Annotated in this window: 19 protein-coding genes; 9 read left to right on the top strand and 10 right to left on the bottom strand. The window is 61.4% G+C overall.

Annotated features, from left to right (window positions below; all coding sequences use genetic code 11):
- Positions 1-101: 101 nt before the first annotated feature.
- The 3 genes from dbpA (at position 102) to yccS (ending at position 5,195) form a co-directional block, all read left to right on the top strand.
- The gene (gene dbpA, locus HX814_RS09640; protein WP_236260841.1) at positions 102-1,439 is read left to right on the top strand and encodes an ATP-dependent RNA helicase DbpA; all 1,338 of its coding nucleotides are present in this window, start codon (positions 102-104) and stop codon (positions 1,437-1,439) included.
- A 160-nt stretch (positions 1,440-1,599) separates the two neighbouring features.
- Positions 1,600-2,778, top strand: coding sequence for an NAD(P)/FAD-dependent oxidoreductase (locus HX814_RS09635; protein WP_177009112.1), 1,179 nt, complete (start codon positions 1,600-1,602; stop codon positions 2,776-2,778).
- Between the two features lie 233 nt (positions 2,779-3,011).
- Positions 3,012-5,195 (top strand): YccS family putative transporter, encoded by a 2,184-nt coding sequence (gene yccS / locus HX814_RS09630; RefSeq protein ID WP_003216889.1) that lies wholly within the window; start codon positions 3,012-3,014, stop codon positions 5,193-5,195.
- Between the two features lie 104 nt (positions 5,196-5,299).
- Here yccS and HX814_RS09625 read toward each other — a convergent pair whose 3' ends face one another.
- Complete coding sequence (locus HX814_RS09625; RefSeq protein ID WP_043226204.1) at positions 5,300-6,037, bottom strand: ABC transporter substrate-binding protein; 738 nt, start codon at positions 6,035-6,037, stop codon at positions 5,300-5,302.
- 220 nt (positions 6,038-6,257) lie between these two features.
- On the opposite strand from HX814_RS09625, the gene HX814_RS09620 reads away from it, so the two are divergent.
- Complete coding sequence (locus HX814_RS09620) at positions 6,258-6,710, top strand: GNAT family N-acetyltransferase (RefSeq protein ID WP_177009111.1); 453 nt, start codon at positions 6,258-6,260, stop codon at positions 6,708-6,710.
- 115 nt (positions 6,711-6,825) lie between these two features.
- Here HX814_RS09620 and HX814_RS09615 read toward each other — a convergent pair whose 3' ends face one another.
- Genes HX814_RS09615 through HX814_RS09605 form a run of 3 tightly spaced genes read right to left on the bottom strand, consistent with a single transcriptional unit; the run spans position 6,826 to position 9,797 of the window.
- Complete coding sequence (locus HX814_RS09615; protein ID WP_008434063.1) at positions 6,826-7,122, bottom strand: helix-turn-helix domain-containing protein; 297 nt, start codon at positions 7,120-7,122, stop codon at positions 6,826-6,828.
- 19 nt (positions 7,123-7,141) lie between these two features.
- Positions 7,142-7,642 (bottom strand): M48 family metallopeptidase, encoded by a 501-nt coding sequence (locus HX814_RS09610; protein ID WP_087693221.1) that lies wholly within the window; start codon positions 7,640-7,642, stop codon positions 7,142-7,144.
- 43 nt (positions 7,643-7,685) lie between these two features.
- A complete protein-coding gene (locus tag HX814_RS09605) occupies positions 7,686-9,797 on the bottom strand; it encodes a bifunctional diguanylate cyclase/phosphodiesterase (RefSeq protein ID WP_102605036.1) in 2,112 nt (703 codons plus the stop codon).
- 308 nt (positions 9,798-10,105) lie between these two features.
- Here HX814_RS09605 and HX814_RS09600 point away from each other — a divergent pair, with 308 nt between their 5' ends.
- The 3 genes from HX814_RS09600 (at position 10,106) to HX814_RS09585 (ending at position 12,928) form a co-directional block, all read left to right on the top strand.
- On the top strand, positions 10,106-10,771 hold the full coding sequence (locus HX814_RS09600; protein ID WP_003216876.1) for a polysaccharide lyase family 7 protein: 666 nt from the start codon (positions 10,106-10,108) through the stop codon (positions 10,769-10,771).
- Between the two features lie 141 nt (positions 10,772-10,912).
- On the top strand, positions 10,913-12,142 hold the full coding sequence (gene alr, locus HX814_RS09595; RefSeq protein WP_003216875.1) for an alanine racemase: 1,230 nt from the start codon (positions 10,913-10,915) through the stop codon (positions 12,140-12,142).
- 492 nt (positions 12,143-12,634) lie between these two features.
- On the top strand, positions 12,635-12,928 hold the full coding sequence (locus HX814_RS09585) for a fructose-bisphosphate aldolase (RefSeq protein ID WP_087693224.1): 294 nt from the start codon (positions 12,635-12,637) through the stop codon (positions 12,926-12,928).
- Positions 12,929-12,987: 59 nt separating this feature from the next.
- On the opposite strand, the gene fba is transcribed toward HX814_RS09585, so the two are convergent.
- The 6 genes from fba to tkt all read right to left on the bottom strand — a co-directional run bounded on the left by fba (position 12,988) and on the right by tkt (position 19,342).
- Positions 12,988-14,052, bottom strand: a complete 1,065-nt coding sequence (fba, locus tag HX814_RS09580; RefSeq protein ID WP_003177554.1) for a class II fructose-bisphosphate aldolase — start codon at positions 14,050-14,052, stop codon at positions 12,988-12,990.
- A 197-nt stretch (positions 14,053-14,249) separates the two neighbouring features.
- The gene (locus tag HX814_RS09575) at positions 14,250-14,585 is read right to left on the bottom strand and encodes an MliC family protein (RefSeq protein WP_003216869.1); all 336 of its coding nucleotides are present in this window, start codon (positions 14,583-14,585) and stop codon (positions 14,250-14,252) included.
- Between the two features lie 60 nt (positions 14,586-14,645).
- The gene (locus HX814_RS09570; RefSeq protein ID WP_008434073.1) at positions 14,646-14,873 is read right to left on the bottom strand and encodes a hypothetical protein; all 228 of its coding nucleotides are present in this window, start codon (positions 14,871-14,873) and stop codon (positions 14,646-14,648) included.
- 29 nt (positions 14,874-14,902) lie between these two features.
- Positions 14,903-16,066: a phosphoglycerate kinase gene (locus HX814_RS09565; RefSeq protein ID WP_003216867.1), complete on the bottom strand. Its 1,164-nt coding sequence runs from the start codon at positions 16,064-16,066 to the stop codon at positions 14,903-14,905.
- A gap of 19 nt (positions 16,067-16,085) precedes the next feature.
- Positions 16,086-17,135: an erythrose-4-phosphate dehydrogenase gene (gene epd / locus HX814_RS09560; protein WP_008434077.1), complete on the bottom strand. Its 1,050-nt coding sequence runs from the start codon at positions 17,133-17,135 to the stop codon at positions 16,086-16,088.
- A 209-nt stretch (positions 17,136-17,344) separates the two neighbouring features.
- Positions 17,345-19,342: a transketolase gene (gene tkt, locus HX814_RS09555; protein WP_087693225.1), complete on the bottom strand. Its 1,998-nt coding sequence runs from the start codon at positions 19,340-19,342 to the stop codon at positions 17,345-17,347.
- A 249-nt stretch (positions 19,343-19,591) separates the two neighbouring features.
- Here tkt and HX814_RS09550 point away from each other — a divergent pair, with 249 nt between their 5' ends.
- Both HX814_RS09550 and metK read left to right on the top strand, forming a co-directional pair.
- Positions 19,592-20,587, top strand: a complete 996-nt coding sequence (locus tag HX814_RS09550; RefSeq protein ID WP_003216864.1) for a metalloregulator ArsR/SmtB family transcription factor — start codon at positions 19,592-19,594, stop codon at positions 20,585-20,587.
- 19 nt (positions 20,588-20,606) lie between these two features.
- Positions 20,607-21,797: a methionine adenosyltransferase gene (metK, locus tag HX814_RS09545; protein WP_003216863.1), complete on the top strand. Its 1,191-nt coding sequence runs from the start codon at positions 20,607-20,609 to the stop codon at positions 21,795-21,797.

Raw genomic sequence — 21,797 nt, 5'->3', positions numbered from 1 at the left:
AATCCCACGAGGCTGGTACACTGCGCGACATTTTGTTTTGCAGAGCCAGTCCCGTGACTACCATCGCCACCGCTTTTAATACTTTGCCCCTGTCCGCCGCCATGCTGGCTAACCTCGACTCGCTGGGTTATGTCGAGATGACGCAGATCCAGGCGCAAAGCTTGCCGGTGATCCTCAAAGGGCTGGACCTGATTGCCCAGGCCAAGACCGGCAGCGGCAAGACCGCAGCCTTCGGCATCGGCCTGCTGAACCCGATCAACCCGCGCTACTTCGGTTGCCAGGCACTGGTCATGTGCCCGACCCGCGAGCTGGCTGACCAGGTGGCCAAGGAAATCCGTCGCCTGGCCCGCGCCGAAGACAACATCAAGGTGCTGACCCTGTGCGGCGGCGTGTCCCTCGGCCCGCAGATCGCCTCCCTGGAGCACGGCGCCCACGTCATCGTCGGCACCCCGGGCCGCATCCAGCAGCACCTGCGCAAGGGTTCGCTGGTTTTGGACGGCTTGAACACGCTGATCCTCGATGAAGCCGACCGCATGCTCGACATGGGCTTCTACGACGCCATCGAAGACATCATCAGCAAGACCCCGGCCCGCCGCCAGACCCTGCTGTTCTCGGCCACCTACCCGGTGAGCATCAAGCAGCTGGCCTCGAAATTCATGCGCGCGCCGCAACAGGTCAAGGCCGAAGCGTTCCACTCGGACGACCAGATCGAGCAACGCTTCTACGAGATCTCCCCGGAAGAGCGCATGGACGCGGTGACCAAGGTCCTGGCGCATTTCCGCCCGGCGTCTTGCGTAGCCTTCTGCTTTACCAAGCAGCAAGTGCAGGAAACCGTGGATCACCTGACCGCCAAGGGCATCTCCGCCGTTGGCCTGCATGGCGACCTGGAACAGCGCGACCGTGACCAGGTACTGGCGATGTTCGCCAACCGCAGTACGTCGGTACTGGTCGCCACCGACGTGGCAGCCCGTGGCCTGGACATTGATGCACTGGACATGGTGATCAACGTCGAACTGGCCCGCGACTCGGAAATCCACATCCACCGCGTGGGCCGTACCGGTCGCGCGGGTGAGACTGGCATCGCTATCAGCCTGGTTGCCCCGTCTGAAGCCCACCGCGCCCAGGCCATCGAGCAGTTGCAGAAGTCGCCGCTGAACTGGGACCAGTTGGACAACCTCAAGCCGCAAAGCGGCGGCCCGTTGCTGCCGGTGATGAGCACCCTGTGCATTGCCGCCGGCCGTAAAGACAAGGTTCGCCCGGGCGACATCCTCGGCGCACTGACCGGTGAAGCCGGGATCCCGGGGGCCCAGGTCGGCAAGATCGCGATCTTTGATTTCCAGGCGTTCGTGGCCGTGGAACGCGGGATCGCCAAGCAGGCGCTGCAGCGTTTGAATGACGGCAAGATCAAAGGCCGTTCGTTGCGCGTGCGTATCCTGTAAAGATCTCAAGCTATACCGAGATCAAAAATGTGGGAGCGGGCTTGCTCGCGAATGCGGTATATCAGTCGACAGATTCGGTGACTGACACTGCGCATTCGCGAGCAAGCCCGCTCCCACATTTGACTGTATTCCAATTCAGAATTTGTATGAGGACATGGCTGTGCGCTCGACCGAAGTTGTGATCATTGGCGCCGGCGCCGCAGGCTTGATGTGTGCGCTGACCGCCGCCGGGCGTGGGCGCAAGGTGATGTTGATCGACCACGCGAACAAGGCCGGCAAAAAGATCCTGATGTCCGGCGGTGGCCGCTGCAACTTCACCAATATGTACACGGAGCCTGCCAACTTCCTCTCCCACAACGCGCACTTCTGCAAGTCCGCCCTGGCCCGCTACACCCAGTGGGATTTCATCGGGCTGGTGGCCAAGCACGGCGTGCCGTACCACGAGAAGAAACTCGGCCAGCTGTTCTGCGACAACAAGTCCAGCGACATCCTCGGGATGCTGCTGGATGAGTGCATCCAGGTCGGCGTGAGCATGCACCTGGACACCTCGGTGCAGGAGATTGCCAAGGTCGATGGCGGCTATCAGTTGCAAACCACCCTGGGTGAGTTGCGCTGCGAATCACTGGTGATCGCCACCGGCGGGCTGTCGATCCCGACCCTGGGGGCCACCGGCTTTGGTTATCAAGTGGCCAAGCAGTTCGGCCATGAACTGCTGCCAACCCGCGCCGGGCTGGTGCCGTTCACCATCACCGACCAGCTCAAGGAATTGTGCGGCGAGCTGTCCGGTACGTCCGTGGATTGCCTGGTGAGCTGCAACGACCAAAGCTTTCGCGAGAACATCCTGTTTACCCACCGTGGCCTGAGCGGGCCGGCGATCCTGCAGATTTCCTCCTACTGGGAACCCGGCGACACCGTGGAAATCAACCTGCTGCCCGACCACGACGCCCACACCTGGCTGCAAGAGCAACAGGTGGAGCGCCCGAACAGCGAGCTGAAAACCCTGCTGGGTGAGATCTTCACCAAGAAGATGGCCAACCTGCTGGCCGAAACCTGGTTCGTTTCCAAGCCGATGAAGCAGTACACCCACGCCGAGATTGCCGACATCGCCGGCAAACTGGGGAGCTGGCAACTGGTGCCGGCGGGTACTGAAGGCTATCGCACCGCCGAGGTCACCCTGGGTGGCGTGGACACCCGGGAGGTTTCGTCCAAGACCATGGAATCCCTGAAAAGCCCCGGCCTGTACTTCATCGGCGAAGTGTTGGATGTGACCGGTCACCTGGGCGGGTTCAATTTCCAGTGGGCGTGGGCCTCCGGTTATGCCGCTGCCCAATTTGCCTGACGGAACCCGGTAAAAAATGTGGGAGCGGGCTTGCTCGCGAAGGCGGAGTGTCAGCTAATACATCAGTGACTGATACACCGCCTTCGCGAGCAAGCCCGCTCCCACATTTGGTTCGTGGTGTGCTTGGAAGTAATGACTGGAATAAATTTTGCTCTCAGATGTGATCGCCACGCTTGCCGTGGCGTCATTACTGGCTCAATTTAGCGGCATCGTCCCGGAAGACCCCAGACTTCATGTCATCGACCTCCTTCAAGCAGTCCATGCGGCGCCTTTGGGCACTGGATAAGTTCAGTTACAGCGTACGGGTATTCATCGCCCTGACCGGCAGCATGGCGCTGTGCTGGTACCAGAATGAAATGGCGCTGCTGATCCCGCTGTTCCTGGGCATTATCGCCAGCGCCCTGGCCGAGACCGATGACAACTGGCAAGGCCGGCTCAACGCCCTGGCCGTGACACTGGTGTGCTTCAGCACTGCGGCACTGTCCGTCGAACTGCTCTTCCCCTATCCCTGGATCTTCGCGATCTTCCTGGCTCTGTCCAGCTTCGGCCTGACCATGCTCGGTGCCCTCGGCGAGCGTTATGGGGCGATCGCTTCGGCCACCCTGATTCTCTCGGTCTACACCATGATCGGCGTGGACCAGCGCGGTGGCGCCGTCACCGACTTCTGGCATGAACCCTTGCTGCTGGTGGCCGGCGCCGCGTGGTATGGCGCGCTGTCGGTGTTGTGGCAGGTGCTGTTTTCCAACCAGCCGGTGCAGCAGAGCCTGGCGCGACTGTTTCGCGAGCTGGGACGCTACCTCAAGCTCAAGTCGTCGCTGTTCGAACCGATCCGCCAACTGGATGTGGAAGCGCGGCGCCTGGAACTGGCGCAGCAAAACGGCCGGGTGGTGGCAGCACTGAACGCCGCCAAAGAGATCATCCTGCACCGGGTCGGCAATGGTCGCCCGGGCTCCAAGGTCAGCCGCTACCTCAAGCTGTACTTCCTGGCCCAGGACATCCACGAGCGCGCCAGTTCCTCGCACTACCCTTACAACGCCCTCGCCGAAGCCTTCTTCCACAGCGACGTGCTGTTCCGCTGCCAGCGCCTGCTGCGCCAGCAAGGCAAAGCCTGCCAGACCCTGGCCGAATCGATCCAGATGCGCCAGCCTTTCGTCTATGACGACAGCTTTGCCGAAGCCCTGGGCGACCTGAATGCCTCCCTGGAACACCTGCGCATCCAGAGCAATCCGGCCTGGCGCGGCCTGCTGCGCTCCCTGCGCGCCCTGGCGGCCAACCTGTCGACCCTGGACCGCCTGCTGGGCGACGCCGCCAACCCCGACAGCCTGGCCGATGCCACCGACAGCAGCCTGCTGGACCGTGCGCCGCGCAACCTCAAGGAAATGTGGACGCGCCTGCGCACGCAGCTGACACCAACCTCCTTGCTGTTCCGCCATGCCCTGCGCCTGCCCCTGGCGCTGAGTATCGGCTACTGGATGGTGCACTTGATTCACCCGTCCCAAGGCTATTGGATCATCCTCACCACGCTGTTCGTGTGCCAGCCAAACTACGGCGCCACCCGACGCAAGCTGGGCCAGCGGATCATCGGCACGGCCATCGGCCTGACCATCGCCTGGGCGCTGTTCGACCTGTTCCCCAACCCGCTGATCCAGTCGATGTTCGCCATCGCCGCGGGCCTGGTGTTCTTTATCAACCGCACCACGCGCTACACCCTGGCGACTGCCGCGATCACGCTGATGGTGCTGTTCTGCTTCAACCAGGTGGGCGACGGCTACGGGCTGTTCCTGCCACGGCTGTTCGATACCTTGCTCGGCAGCCTGATCGCCGGACTGGCAGTGTTCCTGTTCCTGCCGGACTGGCAGGGCCGGCGCCTGAACAAGGTGCTGGCCAATACCCTGACCTGCAACAGCATCTACCTGCGCCAGATCATGCAGCAGTACGCCGCGGGCAAAAGCGACGACCTGGCTTACCGCCTCGCCCGGCGCAATGCCCACAACGCCGACGCCGCGCTGTCCACCACCCTGGCGAACATGCTGATGGAGCCGGGGCACTTCCGTAAGGAAGCGGACGTGGGGTTCAGGTTCCTGGTGCTGTCCCACACGCTGCTCAGCTACCTGTCGGGGCTGGGCGCCCACCGGGAAACCCAACTGCCGGCGGAAGTGCGCGAGCACTTGATCGAAGGCGCCGGGAAGACGCTGGCGGCGAGCATCGACGAGATCGCCACCGGGCTGGCGAACAAGCAGCCAATTGCGATTCAGAGTGATGCCGAGGAAGCCTTGGCAGTGGACCTGGAGCAGATGCCGGATGAAATTGACGAAGGGCAGCGGCTGGTGCAGACGCAATTGGCGCTGATCTGCCGGCAACTGGGGCCGTTGCGCACGTTGGCGGCTCACCTGATCAAAGATACCAGCGAAGCCTGAACCCTCTTCGCGAGCAAGCCCGCTCCCACATTCGGCCGAGTTCCACCTTTGGAATGCGGTCGAATGTGGGAGCGGGCTTGCTCGCGAAGGGGCCATTAGCCTCACTACATCCCGTGCTGCTTCATCAACCGCGCATAACTGCCATCTGCCTTCATCCTGGCAATCTCCCGATCAAACCCGGCAACAATCTGCTGATGCTGAGGATTTTTCAGGCTAACCAGAATGTGCAGGCTGTTTTCGCTCAGCGGCACCGGCAAAAACTCCACCGCGTTGCGCACGGTGGCGGACTCCCGAGCCAGGTAGTAGCGGGCGACGAATTCGTCCTCCAACGTCAGCCGCACCCGCTGCGCCGCCAGCATGCGCACGGCCATGGCGAAGTTATGCACCGGGACTTTCTGCAATTGCGGATCGGCATCGAACGCCGCTGAATAGGCATAGCCACGCACCACCGCGACGGGGTAGTCATGCAACTGCTCCAGGTTCTGGTAGTCGATGGGATCGTCGCGGCGCTTGAGAAACAGCACCCGGTTGAGCAGGTATTCGCCGGAAAACTGCCCCAACTGAGTACGCGCATCGTCGTACCAGGCGTTCACCAATACGTCGTAACGCCCATCGCCCACGCCCATCAGCGCCCGCGCCCAGGGCACCTGTTCAAACTCACTGGCATAGCCGGCACGGGCCAGGGCGGTGGTCACGATGTCGGTGGCCAAACCACCATTGACCAGGGTGGCGTCAGTGAACGGCGGCCAGGCATCCGCCACCAGTCGCAAGCGTTCTGCCGCCGCCGCCTGGGCCAGCAACAACAAACCGATCAAAGCAACGGCACGAGAAAATCGCGGCATGCTCAAGTCCTTGGCGGGCATTCTATGGCCTGACCTCTGGGGCAACCCGAGGATTTAACAGTAGCTCATCAATGAGCCTGTACTGCAGATTACACAAAGACGGCAGCGTCGCACGCAGAGAATGATGGCAAATTGATCTCACTCACAAAAAAACCGCAATTTAGACACTCGCCTCCCGCGCGCTTACTATCCTGACCAGACAATCAGCCGAGAGAACACCATGACAGTCGAATGGGTCTGCAAACACCACAGTGACCTGGGCAAGGAGCAGCTGTACGCCATTTTGCGCCTGCGCTCGGAGGTCTTCGTGGTCGAGCAGAAATGCGTGTACCAGGACATCGACGGCCAGGACCTGGACGGTGACACCCATCACCTGATGGCCTGGGATGATGGTCAACTGCGGGCCTACCTGCGCCTGCTGGATCCTGAATCACAGGGTGGTGACGTGGTGATCGGCCGGGTGATCGTTGCGCCGAGCGCGCGGGGTACCGGGCTGGGCCACCAGATGATGGATGAGGCCCTCAGGCAGGCGGCGAAACAGTGGCCCGACGTGCCGATCTATCTGTCGGCCCAGGCGCATTTGCAAGGGTATTACGGGCGGTACGGGTTTGTGGTGGCGGGTGAGGAATACCTGGAGGATGACATTCCACATATAGGCATGCGCCGGGCATGAGGGCCTCTTCGCGAGCAAGCCCGCTCCCACATTTGACCGAGTTCCACCTTTGGAATGCGGTCGAATGTGGGAGCGGGCTTGCTCGCGAAGGCGTCAGCCCGGTCACCCCAAGCTTTCAGGGGTAACCCAACACCTGTTTAATGCTCGCCAGGTTCGCCTCGATCCAGCGCCGATCAATCGCGCCCCAATCACGAATCCGATAGCGCCCGGCATGATTGCGGGCCCCGTCTTCCTGTTCAAACTCACACACAATATCCAGGTCCGCCAACGCCGCAATCGTGTCCTGTGCAGTACGCCGGGGCATGCCCGTCACCTCGGTCAGTGCCGGCACGCTGCTGGCCAGCTGACTATCAATCAGGTACGCCACATACAGGCGCCGGTAGAAGCTGCTTTTGGTCTTGCTCACATCCATGCTCGATCGCCTTTGAAGGTCAGGGCTTGCCCTGCAGGTCCCGCCAGGTCAGGTACACCCGCAGGTCGAATTCCACCTGATGGTAGCCCGGCAACATGTATTCACAGAGTTTGTAGAACGCCTTGTTGTGGTCCGATTCCTTGAAGTGCGCCAGTTCGTGTACGACGATCATGCGCAGAAATTCCGGCGCGGCTTCCTTGAACAGCGAGGCGATACGGATTTCTTTCTTCGACTTGAGGTTGCCACCCTGCACCCGAGAGATGGTGGTGTGCAGGCCGAGGGCGCGGTGGGTCAGGTCCAGGCGGTTATCGAACAGCACCTTGTCGATGGCCGGGGCGTTGCGCAGGTGTTCCTGCTTCAGGGCCTGGGCGTAGTTGTACAGTGCTTTGTCGCTCTGCACGCCATGCCGTTCGGGGTAGCGCTGGGTCAGGTAGTCGCCGAGTTGGTCCTTGGCAATCAACTGGCGCACTTGCTCCTGCAATGCTGGGGGGTAGGCCTGGAGGTATTTCAGCGCGGTCATGGGGTCAACAACGGGTATTTGAATGGGCGCCAGTGTAGCGAATTCAGCGGGCCGCTGCGCGCAGGCGCCAGTCGGCAATTTCATCCGCGATCAACGGCGGCGCCACCTGCGGGCCCTGGATGAACTGGCAGCCGTTGGCCTTGAGCCACTCAACTTGCTCCTGGGTCTCGACGCCTTCGGCAATCACCAGCAGATCAAAATGCCGGCACAATTCGATAATGCTGCGCGCCATCGCCGCGTCCCGGGATGAACCCGGCAGGCGGGCGATCAGCTTCGGGTCGAGCTTGAGGGTGTCGAACTCCAGGTCCCGCAGGTGGGCCAGGGAGCAGTTGCCCGCGCCGAAATCATCCAGGGCAATCCGCACGCCGGCCCGGCGCAACAGCTTGAGCTGCTTGGTGGACTCATCCAGATTGTGCATCAGGCTTTCTTCACTGATCTCCACCTCAAGCTGCCGGCCTTGCAACCCATGTCGCTCCAGCACCTGCTGCAGCTGGCTGGCCAGGTTCGGCATATTGAACTGGCTGCTGCTCAAGCTCACGCTCAGGACCAACTCATCGTTGAACACCCCTGCCCATGCCTGCCGCTGGGCGGCCACCTGCTGGTAGATCCAGGTGCTCAACTGGCTGATCAGCCGCGCCTCTTCGAGCAACGGCAGAAACAGCCCCGGCGGCACATCGCCGACACTCGGGTGCTGCCAGCGCAGCAGCGCTTCGACGCCCCGCAGATGGCCGTCGTGCAACGACACCTGCGGCTGGTACACCAGGGTGAAATCCTTGCTGTCGATGGCGCTGCGTACGCTGTCTTCGAGCATCAGGCGCGAGCGGGCCCGGCCGTTCATTTCCTGGTCGTAGTAGCGATATTGCTGACGCCCGGCGCGCTTGGCCTCGTACATCGCGACGTCGGCCGCGCGCAGCAGGCCGTTGAGGTCCGAGCCGCAGTCCGGGAAAGTGGCGATGCCGATACTGACGCCCAGCATCACATCCAGACCGTCGACCTGCTGACAGATCGACACCCGTTCGATCAGTTTTTCCGCAATCTTGGCCGCCTGCTCCGGGAATTCCAGCTCCAGCAGCGCGGTGAATTCATCCCCGCCCATGCGCCCGAGAATGTCGTAGGAGCGCAGGCACGCCTTCAACTGTTCCGAGACCCAGCGCAGCACGCGGTCTCCGGCGTCGTGGCCGAGGGAATCGTTGACCCGCTTGAACCCGTCCAGGTCCAGATACAGCAGCACCAGCGACTGCTCGTTACGCTCGCTGCGCAACAGCACATTCTCCACCGACTGGTGAAACCCACGCCGATTGAGCAGGCCCGTCAGCGGGTCGGTGACGGCCTGGAACTCCAGTTGCTGATGCAGATGGCGCACCTCGGACATGTCCAGCACCGTGACCACCATGGCTTTCTGCTCGGCCGGCAGCGGGGCGCACGACATCGCCACGGGCAACTGCTGGCCGGGTGCGGTGCGCAAGATGGCGTCGTGCAGGCGCCAGGTTTCGCCACGTTTGTAGCCTTCATACAAGGCAGAATCGGACCACCCAGGCACATGGGGCTTCTGTAGGAAGCCCAGGAACTCGGCACCCTGGATCTCGGCGACCGGCGCATTGATCAGCCGCGAAATCGCCGGGTTGGCGTAGCTGATCACGCCGTCTTCGCCCACCACCAGGATGCCTTCGGCGGCATTGTCGAGCACCGAGGCATTGAAGGCCCGGGCCGATTCCAGATCGTGACTCAGGCGCTGCAAGGCACGGCGGTTGCGCTGGTGCTCCAGCAGGGCCTGGACCTTGGGCTTGAGGATATTCGGGTCGAAGGGTTTCAGCAGGTAGTCGATCGCGCCGCTGGCATAGCCTTCCAGCATCGCCGCCGGCGATTGGGCGTGAGCGCTGAGAAAGATGATCGGGGTCAGTTGCGTGCGCTGGCTGCCGCGCATCAGCCGGGCCACCTCGAACCCGTCCATGCCGGGCATCATCACATCCAGCAACACCAGGTCGACGTCGTGTTCGAGCAGCAATCCCAGGGCTTCCACCCCGGAGGCCGCCGTCACCACATGCCAATCTTCACGCTGCAATAGCGCACGCATGCTGATCAGGTTTTCGGGATAGTCATCGACCACCAAAAGCACTGAACAACCATCGCGAGGCTTGATTGGAGCGCATTCCATTGCTGCTTCTCTTTCGTCGGAGTCATTCCGGTCATTTTTGCGACAAAACCGGATAAACAATAAGGGCTCACTCTAGCCCTGGATCCCATAAAGCAGAAGCCACGACGGTGCCATCATTGCGCCAAAGCCCAGACAACCGACTAACGGTCAGTGTCTACAGCCCGCGGTTTACGGGGAACATGGCTTTTTGACATTTCATTGGCGCCAACAATCCGCCACAAAGCCATTAACAATCCATTTCGAGCCACCTATAAAGAAAGTGCCGGCTCCCGAGCCAAGGCCTTCTTTCCCCGTTATAGGCGTATTCAATGATTGATCTGTCCACCTGGAACCTGAGCATCCCCGTCGGCTCCCCGCCCTCGACCATCGACACGCCGAAGCTGCTCAGCGGGTTCAAGGACCAATACTTCCAGGCCGAAGGCAGCAGCGTGCAATTCTGGACCCCGGTAACCGGCACGCGTACCGAGAACGCCGTTTACCCTCGCAGCGAACTGCGGGAAACCTACGCCGACGGCCGCCTGCGTAACTGGCTGTACAGCGACGCCGACAATTTCCTGCGTGCCACGTTGGCGGTCAACAAGGTGCCGTCGTCCGGCAAGGTGGTGATCGGTCAAATCCACGCCTACGAAAGCCAGAAGCCACTGATCAAGGTCGAATACCAATACAAGGAAAAAACCCAGACCGGCAACATCGTCGCCAAGGTGCGCATGCGCCCTGACGAGTCGGAAGGCCGGGTGATCATCGTCGCCGAGAACGTACCGCTGGACCGCGACTTCACCTATGTCATCCACCTGAACAAGGCCGGATTGTTGAGCGTCGACGCTGCCAATGGGCAATGGAACGAACGCATCGGCGCTGCGTGGGGCAAACAACCGCTGTACTTCAAGGCCGGCGCCTACGTGCAGGACAACAGCGGCAACAGCAAGGAAGGCGCCCGCGTGACGTTTGCCAAGCTGGACATTGATCACGACTGAAGCTGATTCGCTTCAGCGACCGGTCCCACGACGCTTTAGGACAGAACCGCGACCCAGGGTCTCGACTTTCTTGTAGGACAATCCGAGTATGGCGCCGCGCACGCGCACTACCCCCTACAAGAAAGTCATGGAGACTGCCCAATGCCCTTTTCCCGCACCCTGCTCGCCCTCTCTATGGGCATGGCACTGCTGCAAAACCCGGCCTTCGCCGCCCCGCCCCTCTCGATGGCCGACGGGGTGGCCCAGGTCAATATCCAGGACAGCAACGCCTGGGTCGAAATCAACAAGGTCGCCTTCGAAAACAATATCCGCACCCTCCAAGCCAGCCTCGCTGACAAGTCGAAAATCTGCGCCGTGCTCAAGGCGGATGCCTACGGTCACGGCATCGGTTTACTGATGCCCTCGGTGATCAAACTGGGCGTGCCCTGCGTCGGCATCGCCAGCAACGAAGAAGCCCGCGTGGTCCGTGAAAGCGGCTTCAAGGGCCAACTGATCCGCGTACGCACCGCCGCCCTGAGCGAGCTGGAAGCTGCGTTGCCGTATAACGTCGAAGAGCTGGTGGGCAATCTGGACTTCGCCGTGCGCGCCAGCCTGATCGCCGAAAACCACGGCCGCCCACTGGTCGTGCACCTGGGCCTGAACTCCAGCGGCATGAGCCGCAACGGTGTGGAAATGACCACCGCCCAGGGCCGCCGCGACGCCGTAGCGATTACCAAGGTGCCAAACCTGCAGGTGACGGCGATCATGACCCACTTCGCCGTCGAAGACGCCGCCGACGTGCGCACCGGGCTCAAGGCGTTCAACGAACAAGCCAACTGGCTGATCAACGTCGCCCAGCTCGACCGCAGCAAAATCACCCTGCACGCCGCCAACTCCTTCGCCACCCTGGAAGTGCCCGAGTCGCGGCTGGACATGGTTCGTCCGGGCGGCCTGCTGTTTGGCGATACCGTACCGTCGTTCACCGAATACAAGCGGGTGATGCAGTTCAAATCCCACGTGGCGTCCGTCAACAGCTACCCGAAAGGCAACACCGTAGGCTACGACCGCACCTACACCCTGGCGCGGGATTCGAAACTGGCGAACATCACCGTGGGTTATTCCGACGGCTATCGCCGAGCGTTTACCAACAAAGGCATCGTGCTGATCAACGGGCACCGGGTGCCGGTGGTGGGCAAGGTGTCGATGAACACCCTGATGGTCGATGTCACCGACGTGCCGACCGTGAAGAGCGGCGATGAGGTGGTGTTGTTCGGCAAGCAGGGCGCGGTGGAGACCAGCCAGGCGGAGGTTGAAGACATCAACGGTGCGTTGCTGGCGGATCTGTATACGGTGTGGGGTAACTCGAATCCGAAGGTGCTGGTGGAGAACTAAGTCTCCTCACATCTCGTAGGCACTGTCCTATGGACCCAAGGATCATTCGGTGATTAACACAATCAATTAAACAACACTTATCCCTGTGGGAGCCGGGCTTGCCCGCGATGGCGGTGTATCAGCCAACTTATTCTTCGACTGGCACACCGCCATCGCGGGCAAGTCGAATCGTCGCACCGCCGGCTCCCACAGGGGTTCTGTGTCCTACAGGGCCGTTGCGGTGAATCGGAGCGCCGCTTATAGTTCGCCCCGTCGCCGGCATTGAACGGCGATAGGGTTTCGCAGCCCTAACGATACGTGTGTAACCAAGCATCATGAATGCAACGACTAGCGCTTCTACGTCCGTCGTTTATTTTATGGTGGCTGTGTGTGGGAGACCTTCGGGTCTGCCGGGTTCCTCGTATCCTCGGTCTGCGAACCCGCACACAGCTACCACCCGTTCGTTTCGCAGCGAATGGCGGTAGTCCTTTTTAGATACGAGGAATATTTGCCATGACGCCAGAACTCCCGCCCCGCCGTTTCACCCCCTGCACCGAAACAGCCACCGAATACCCGGTACTCCTGATCGACAGCGAAGCTCCGCTGCAGGACCTGCACGCCTGCCTGCGTGAACGCCTCAACGCCGCCCTCGAACACCTCAACTTGATGGCCTGCTCCAGCCTGCCCGATTTTGCGGAGCGTGACCTGAACCACGTAGCCAACACCGCCCGCATCCTGGTGCAGGACGTAAGCGACGTATTCCGCGTCATCGAATACCGCGGCTTCGACACCCCCGCAGCCGCCTGATCAAATTTCAGCCACAAAAAAGCCCGCATCGCTGCGGGCTTTTCATTAACGCGTAAGGCTTAGTTGACCTTGGCGTTCAACTCACCTTTCAGGTAACGCTGGTACATCGCTTCCAGGGAGATCGGCTTGATCTTCGAAGCGTTGCCCGCAGTACCGAAGGCTTCGTAACGTGCGATACATACATCACGCATGGCAGTCACGGTAGCGCCGAAGAATTTACGTGGGTCAAATTCGCTCGGGTTGGTGGCCATCAGGCGACGCATTGCACCGGTGGAGGCCAGGCGCAGGTCGGTGTCGATGTTGACCTTGCGCACGCCGTACTTGATGCCTTCGACGATTTCTTCAACCGGCACGCCGTAGGTTTCTTTGATGTCGCCGCCGTACTGGTTGATGATCGCCAGCCACTCTTGCGGTACCGAGGAAGAACCGTGCATCACCAGGTGGGTGTTCGGGATGCGCTTGTGGATTTCCTTGATGCGGTCGATGGCCAACACGTCGCCGGTAGGTGGCTTGGTGAATTTGTAGGCGCCGTGGCTGGTGCCGATGGCGATGGCCAGGGCGTCAACTTGGGTCTTTTTCACGAAGTCGGCGGCTTCTTCCGGATCGGTCAGCATTTGGCTGTGATCCAGTACGCCTTCGGCGCCGATACCGTCTTCTTCACCGGCCATGCCGGTTTCCAGGGAACCCAGGCAGCCCAGTTCGCCTTCAACCGAAACGCCACAGGCGTGAGCCATGGCCACGGTTTGTTGGGTGACGCGTACGTTGTATTCGTAGTCGGTCGGGGTCTTGCCGTCTTCGCCCAGGGAACCGTCCATCATTACCGAGCTGAAGCCCAACTGGATGGAGCGCTGGCACACGTCAGGGCTGGTGCCGTGGTCCTGGTGCATGCACACCGGGATGTGCGGGAATTCTTCGATCGCGGCGAGGATCAGGTGACGCAGGAACGGGGCACCGGCGTATTTGCGCGCGCCGGCCGAAGCCTGGACGATCACTGGAGAGTCAGTCTTGTCAGCGGCTTCCATGATGGCGCGCATCTGCTCAAGGTTGTTGACGTTGAAGGCTGGAACGCCATAGCCGAATTCGGCTGCGTGGTCCAACATCTGGCGCATGCTGATAAGTGCCATTGTGAGTCTCTCTCCCGGTCGAGGGTCGTTAATCGTGCAAGCCTGCCGTAGCGGCGGCTGCTATTCAAGTTATTGAAGGTCAGGCTTTCAAAGCCTGCCCTGCTTAATCGTTAAACCTGTCTGTAGGACCCGGCTTGCCGGCGATGGCGGCTGACGCTATCGCCGCCAAGCCGGCTCCTACGGGTGATCGCGGCGTGTTATTGCGCTTTACAGCCACGCCCGATCAAATCATCGGTGGCAACCCAGTAAACCAGGCCTTCCTCACCTTTTGTGTGAAACGCCAACTGGCCGTCGCTGTACAGCACGCCCGAGGCCGCCACATCCTGCTTGAGGCGATACACCTGGTCCGAGCCGCCGAGGCGCACATCCACCTGGGTGCGGGCCTGGTCGGCAAACCGCCAGTTGACTTGCGCCTGGCTGTCACACGTCCAGGTGGTCCACTTGTCTGCCGGCTCTGCCTTCTTGTCGAACATGTTCAGGTTGGTGCATCCGGCCAATAATGCCAGTGCCGCCAGGGCGAAAACGCCTTTCATTGCCAATCCTCAAGCGGCGACCTGCGGCCACCGCGGCTGTCGGTTAGTGAATCAGACCCGTCAAGGGCAACCCTGTTCCTGACCGTTGGGCGCAGAGTCGTATTTCTCCAACCCGTCCGGCCCGATGCGCTTGTTGATCACCGGCATGGTTTCGGCTTGCCAGTCAGCCTGATAGCAACTCTTTTGCCGAGCCGCCCCGGCCTTTTCAGACTCGGGCGCCGCTTTCGGCGTGCTGCCGCAGCCGGCCAGCAGGCCCGCTGCAATCACCAGTGCCAACGACCTGATCATCGGAATGCTCCTTTTCCTCAGCAAGTGCCTTATCCCTTGGCCCGGCTTTCCAGCACTTCGACAGCCGGCAGTACCTTGCCTTCAACGAATTCGAGGAACGCACCACCCCCCGTAGAAATGTAGGAGATCTGGTCAGCAACGCCATATTTATCGATGGCCGCCAGGGTGTCGCCACCGCCGGCGATGGAAAATGCCGAGCTTTCAGCGATGGCGTGGGCCAGCACTTTGGTGCCGTTGCCGAACTGGTCGAACTCGAACACGCCGACCGGGCCGTTCCACAGGATGGTCTTGGACGACTTCAGCAGTTCAGCGAAGTTGGCTGCCGTTTGCGGGCCGATGTCCAGGATCATGTCGTCAGCGGCAACGTCAGCGATCAGCTTGACGGTGGCTTCGGCGCTTTCAGCGAATTCCTTGGCCACCACCACGTCTACCGGCAGCGGCACGCTGACCTTGGCGGCAATGGCGCGGGCAGTGTCCAGCAGGTCCGGCTCGTACAGCGATTTGCCCACCGGGTGACCGGCAGCCGCCAGGAACGTGTTGGCAATGCCGCCGCCGACGATCAGCTGGTTGCAGATCTGGCTCAGGCTGTTCAACACGTCGAGCTTGGTGGACACCTTGGAGCCGGCAACGATGGCGGCCATCGGTTGGGCCGGAGCGCCGAGGGCCTTGCCCAGTGCGTCCAGTTCAGCCGCCAGCAACGGGCCAGCTGCGGCAACTTTGGCAAACTTGGCCACGCCATGGGTCGAACCCTCGGCACGGTGAGCAGTACCGAAAGCGTCCATCACGAACACGTCGCACAGGGCAGCGTATTGCTGGGCCAGTTCGTCGCTGTTCTTTTTCTCGCCCTTGTTGAAGCGCACGTTTTCGAACAGCACGATGTCGCCAGCCTTCACGTCCACACCGTTCAGGTAGTCGGCTACCAGCGGCACGTCGCGGCCCAGGGCCTTGCTCAAATATTCAGCTACAGGCTTGAGGCTGTTTTCTGCCGAGAATTCACCTTCGGTCGGACGACCCAAGTGGGAGCAGACCATCACGGCCGCACCTTTTTCCAGGGCCAGCTTGATGGTCGGCAGCGAGGCCAGGATTCGCGCATCGCTGGTGACAACACCGTCCTTGACTGGGACGTTGAGGTCTTCGCGGATCAGTACGCGCTTACCTTGCAGATCGAGGTCGGTCATCTTCAACACGGTCATGGGGGGCAATTCCTGAGAGCTAAAGTTGTGGAGAGGCTGTTTGCAGATAGTGTTCTGCAACGTCCAGCATTCGGTTGGCAAAACCCCATTCGTTGTCGAACCAAGCCAGGATGTTCACCAGCCGTGGGCCGGAAACGCGGGTCTGGCTGGCATCGACGATGGCCGAATGCGGGTCGTGGTTGAAATCACAGCTGGCGTGCGGCAACTCGGTGTAGGCCAACAGGCCTTTGAGCGGGCCGCTGGTGGCGGCGTCGCGCAGGATCCGGTTGACTTCGCCGGCGTCGGTGTCGCTGACGGTTTGCATGGTGATGTCCAGGCAAGACACATTCACCGTCGGTACCCGTACGGCTTTGGCCTGGATTCGCCCGGCAAGTTCCGGCAACAGTCGCTCGATACCGCGCGCCAGGCCGGTGGACACCGGAATCACCGACTGAAACGCCGAACGCGTACGGCGCAGGTCTTCATGGTGGTAAGCGTCAATCACCGGCTGATCGTTCATTGCCGAGTGAATGGTGGTGATCGACACGTATTCCAGGCCAATCGCCTGGTCCAGCAGGCGCAACAGCGGCACGCCGCAGTTGGTGGTGCAGGAGGCGTTGGACACCAGCAATTCGGCACCGGTCAGGCAATCCTGGTTCACGCCGTAGACGATGGTGGCGTCGACATCCGCCTCGCTGGCCATCGGCTGGGAGAACAGGACCCGTGGTGCGCCGGCGTCGAGAAACCGCTGGCCGTCGGCACGGGTGTGATAGGCACCGGAGCATTCCAGCACCAGGTCGACGTCCAGCGCCGCCCAGTCAATGCCCTCAGGGGTGGCACTGCGCAGGACCTTCACGCAGTTGCCATTAATATGCAGACAATCGTCCTCGACCCGCACTTCGCCGGGGAACCGGCCATGGGTGGAGTCAAAGCGTGTCAGGTATTCGATGCTGGCCATGTCCGCCAGATCGTTGATCGCGACAATTTCAAACCCGGCCGCCGGCCCTCGCTCGAACAGAGCACGCAAGACGCAACGACCAATCCGGCCGTAGCCGTTGAGTGCAACTTTGTAGGGACGCGGTTGAGGCATGGGGTTCTCGCATTGTGGGCGACACAAACCTTTGCAGGAACTCGCTTGTGTGGCGAGGGAGCTTGCTCCCGCTGGAGTGCGAAGCACTCCCAGACCGGCTGACGAGGTGTATCTGACACATCTCGATAGCACGGCTTGGGGCCGCTTCGCAGCCCAGCGGGAGCAAGCTCCCTCGCCACAACAAGCTCGCTCCTACAAGGGGACGCGCTTTAGTCTTCCAGCAGCTCTTCAGCCTGACCCAGGATGTTTTCCAGGGTGAAACCGAACTCTTCGAACAACGCTGGCGCCGGCGCCGACTCACCGTAGGTGGTCATGCCGATCACCCGGCCTTCCAGGCCCACGTACTTGTACCAGTAGTCGGCGTGAGCCGCTTCGATGGCGATACGTGCGCTGACCTGCAACGGCAACACCGATTGCTTGTAGTCGGCGTCCTGGGCTTCGAAGACGCTGGTGCACGGCATGGAAACCACACGCACGTTACGGCCGGCGGCCGTCAGCTTGTCGTACGCCTGAACCGCCAGGCCCACTTCGGAACCGGTGGAGATCAGGATCAGCTCCGGCTCGCCGATGCAGTCTTTCAGCACGTAGCCACCACGGCTGATGCCTTCGATCTGCGCCGCGTCGCGGGTTTGGTGCTGCAGGTTCTGACGGGAGAAGATCAGCGCCGAAGGGCCGTCCTTGCGCTCGATTGCGTGCTTCCAGGCCACAGCCGATTCGACCGCGTCCGATGGGCGCCAGGTGTCCAGGTTCGGCGTGGTGCGCAAGCTGGTCAATTGCTCGACCGGCTGGTGCGTCGGGCCGTCTTCGCCCAGGCCGATGGAGTCGTGGGTGTAGACGAAGATCACACGCTTCTTCATCAACGACGCCATGCGTACGGCGTTGCGGGCGTATTCCATGAACATCAGGAAGGTCGCGCCGTAAGGCACCAGGCCGCCGTGCAGGGCAACGCCGTTCATGATGGCGCTCATGCCGAACTCGCGCACGCCGTAGTACATGTAGTTGCCGCTGGCGTCTTCCGCCGAGACACCTTTGCAACCTTTCCACAGGGTCAGGTTGGAACCGGCCAGGTCAGCCGAACCGCCGAGGAACTCAGGCAGCAGCGGGCCGAACGCGTTCAGGGTGTTCTGGCTGGCTTTACGGCTGGCGATGGTTTCGCCCTTGGCCGCCACTTCGGCGATGTAGGCCGAGGCCTTTTCAGCGAAGTCGGCAGGCAGGTCACCGGCCAGGCGGCGAACCAGTTCGTTGGCCAACTCAGGGAATTCGGCGGAGTAGGCCGCGAAACGCTGGTCCCACTCGGCTTCGACCGCCAGGCCGGCTTCCTTGGCGTTCCACTCGGCGTAGATGTCAGCCGGGATTTCGAACGGGCCGTGGTTCCACTTCAGCGCAGCGCGGGTCAGGGCGATTTCCGCGTCACCCAGTGGGGCGCCGTGGCAGTCTTCTTTACCTTGCTTGTTCGGCGAACCGAAGCCGATGGTGGTCTTGCAGCAGATCAGGGTCGGCTGCTCGCTTTTGCGGGCCGTCTCGATCGCAATCTTGATTTCTTCCGGGTCATGACCGTCGACATTGCGGATCACCTGCCAGTTGTAGGCTTCGAAACGCTTAGGCGTGTCGTCGGTGAACCAGCCTTCGACTTCGCCGTCGATGGAGATGCCGTTGTCATCGTAGAAGGCGATCAGCTTGCCCAGGCCCAGGGTACCGGCCAGGGAGGCGACTTCGTGGGAAATGCCTTCCATCATGCAGCCATCACCGAGGAACACGTAGGTGTGGTGGTCGACAATGTTGTGGTTCGGGCGGTTGAACTGCGCAGCCAGCACTTTTTCAGCCAGGGCAAAACCCACGGCGTTGGCCAGGCCCTGGCCCAGTGGACCGGTGGTGGTCTCAACGCCAGGGGTGTAGCCGTATTCCGGGTGGCCCGGGGTGCGGCTGTGGATCTGGCGGAAGTTTTTCAGGTCGTCGATGGTGACGTCGTAGCCGGTCAGGTGCAGCAACGAGTAGATCAGCATCGAGCCGTGGCCGTTGGACAGGATGAACCGGTCACGGTCGGCGAACGACGGGTTGCTCGGGTTGTGTTTCAGGTAGTCACGCCAAAGTACCTCGGCGATATCCGCCATGCCCATCGGGGCACCGGGATGGCCGCTGTTGGCTTTTTGCACGGCATCCATGCTGAGGGCACGAATGGCGTTGGCACGCTCACGACGGCTGGGCATCGCTGATCTCCTGGAGGTTGAATAAAAGAAACGGAAAAAAGGATCGGCATTTTCCCTCAGCCACGGCCCTCGGGGCAATGACAGATAGTCACTTGGGGGTGTTTTTCCTGCGGATTGACTGGAGAAACCGCCCCCCGCTTCGTCCATGGGTTATAGCGGCTGCTTATAACCACCGATTATCGACCAATATCAAAACTTTTTGATATTGCCCTTGCGGGGTTTTCCCACCGTCACTAGACTGCTGGCCTTATGAACCTGAGCGCACCTTCCATTCGACCCGACGACAGCGACGAGCTGGCGGCCCTGTGCAAGGCCGGTGGCGATCCGTTGCGCCTGAATGTGTTGCGCGCGCTGACCAACGATTCGTTCGGGGTGCTGGAGCTGGCGCAGATCTTCGCCATCGGCCAATCCGGCATGAGCCACCACTTGAAGGTACTGGCCCAGGCCGACCTGGTGGCGACCCGCCGCGAGGGCAATGCGATTTTTTACCGTCGCGCCCTGCCCCACACCGAGCAACTGGGCGGCAAGCTGCACGCCGCTCTGCTCGAAGAAATAGACAGCCTGGCGCTGCCAGCTGACGTGCAGTCGCGCATCAGCCAGGTGCACGGGCAACGTGCTGCCGCCAGCCAGGACTTTTTCTCACGGGTAGCCGAGAAGTTTCGCGCCCAGCAGGATCTGATCGCCGGCTTGGCGCAATACCGCGAAAGCGTGCTGGCACTTTTGGACAAGCTGAGCTTCAGTGATGAGGCTACGGCGGTTGAAGTGGGCCCGGGTGACGGCGGCTTCCTGCCGGAGCTGGCGCGGCGCTTTCATCAGGTCACGGCGCTGGACAACAGCCCGGCGATGCTGGAGCTGGCCCGCCAATTGTGTGAGCGCGAAGCGCTGGGCAATGTCCACCTGCAGTTGGCGGACGCCCTGAATGACACCAGCCTGCGGGCCGATTGCGTGGTGCTGAACATGGTCCTGCACCATTTCGCCGCCCCGGCAGACGCCCTCAGGCAGATGGCGAATTTGCTGCAACCAGGCGGCAGCCTGTTGGTCACGGATTTATGCAGCCACAACCAGAGTTGGGCCAGGGAAGCCTGCGGTGATCTCTGGCTGGGTTTTGAACAGGACGATCTGGCCCGTTGGGCCACCGCTGCGGGACTCGTTCCCGGGGAAAGCCTCTATGTAGGTTTACGTAATGGTTTCCAGATTCAGGTCCGCCATTTTCAGCGGCCGGCTGGCGACACTCACCATCGGTAAATATCAGGAAAACATCGAGATGAGCGAATACTCCCTTTTCACCTCCGAGTCCGTGTCTGAAGGGCATCCGGACAAAATCGCCGACCAGATCTCTGACGCGGTGCTGGACGCCATCATCGCTGAAGACAAGTTCGCCCGAGTGGCGTGCGAGACTCTGGTGAAAACGGGCGTGGCGATCATCGCCGGCGAAGTCACCACCTCTGCCTGGGTAGACCTGGAGCAGATCGTGCGTGATGTGATCATCGACATCGGCTACAACAGCTCCGACGTCGGCTTCGACGGTGCGACCTGCGGCGTGATGAACATCATCGGCAAGCAGTCCCCTGACATCAACCAGGGTGTCGACCGTGCCAAGCCTGAAGATCAGGGCGCCGGCGACCAGGGCCTGATGTTCGGCTATGCCAGCAACGAAACCGACGTGCTGATGCCGGCACCGATCACCTTCTCCCACCAGTTGGTGAAGCGCCAGGCCGAAGCCCGTAAATCCGGTGCATTGCCATGGCTGCGCCCGGACGCCAAGTCCCAGGTGACCTGCCGTTATGAAGGCGGCAAAGTCGTCGCCATCGACGCGGTGGTACTGTCGACCCAGCACAACCCGGACGTTTCCTACGCCGACCTGCGCGAAGGCGTCATGGAGCTGATCGTCAAGCACGTGCTGCCTGCCGAACTGCTGACCAAGGACACCCAGTTCCACATCAACCCGACCGGCCAGTTCATCATCGGTGGCCCGGTGGGCGACTGCGGCTTGACCGGTCGCAAGATCATCGTCGACAGCTACGGCGGCATGGCCCGTCACGGCGGTGGCGCGTTCTCCGGCAAGGATCCATCCAAGGTTGACCGTTCGGCGGCCTACGCCGGTCGTTACGTGGCCAAGAACATCGTGGCCGCCGGCCTGGCCGAGCGTTGCGAGATTCAGGTGTCCTACGCAATCGGTGTGGCCCAGCCTACGTCGATCTCGCTGAACACCTTCGGTACCGGCAAGATCAGCGACGACAAGATCGTCAAGCTGGTGCGTGAGATCTTCGACCTGCGTCCTTACGCAATCACCACCATGCTCGACCTGCTGCACCCGATGTACCAGGAAACTGCGGCCTACGGCCACTTCGGTCGTACCCCTGAGCAGAAGACTGTCGGCAACGACACGTTCACTACGTTCACCTGGGAAAAGACCGACCGTGCCAACGACCTGCGTACTGCCGCCGGTCTGTAA

The organism is Pseudomonas sp. C8002, assembly GCF_013385765.1.
Classification (GTDB): domain Bacteria; phylum Pseudomonadota; class Gammaproteobacteria; order Pseudomonadales; family Pseudomonadaceae; genus Aquipseudomonas.
The sequence above is the reverse complement of the archived record's forward strand: the minus strand, read 5'-3'. Positions and strand labels throughout refer to the sequence as shown.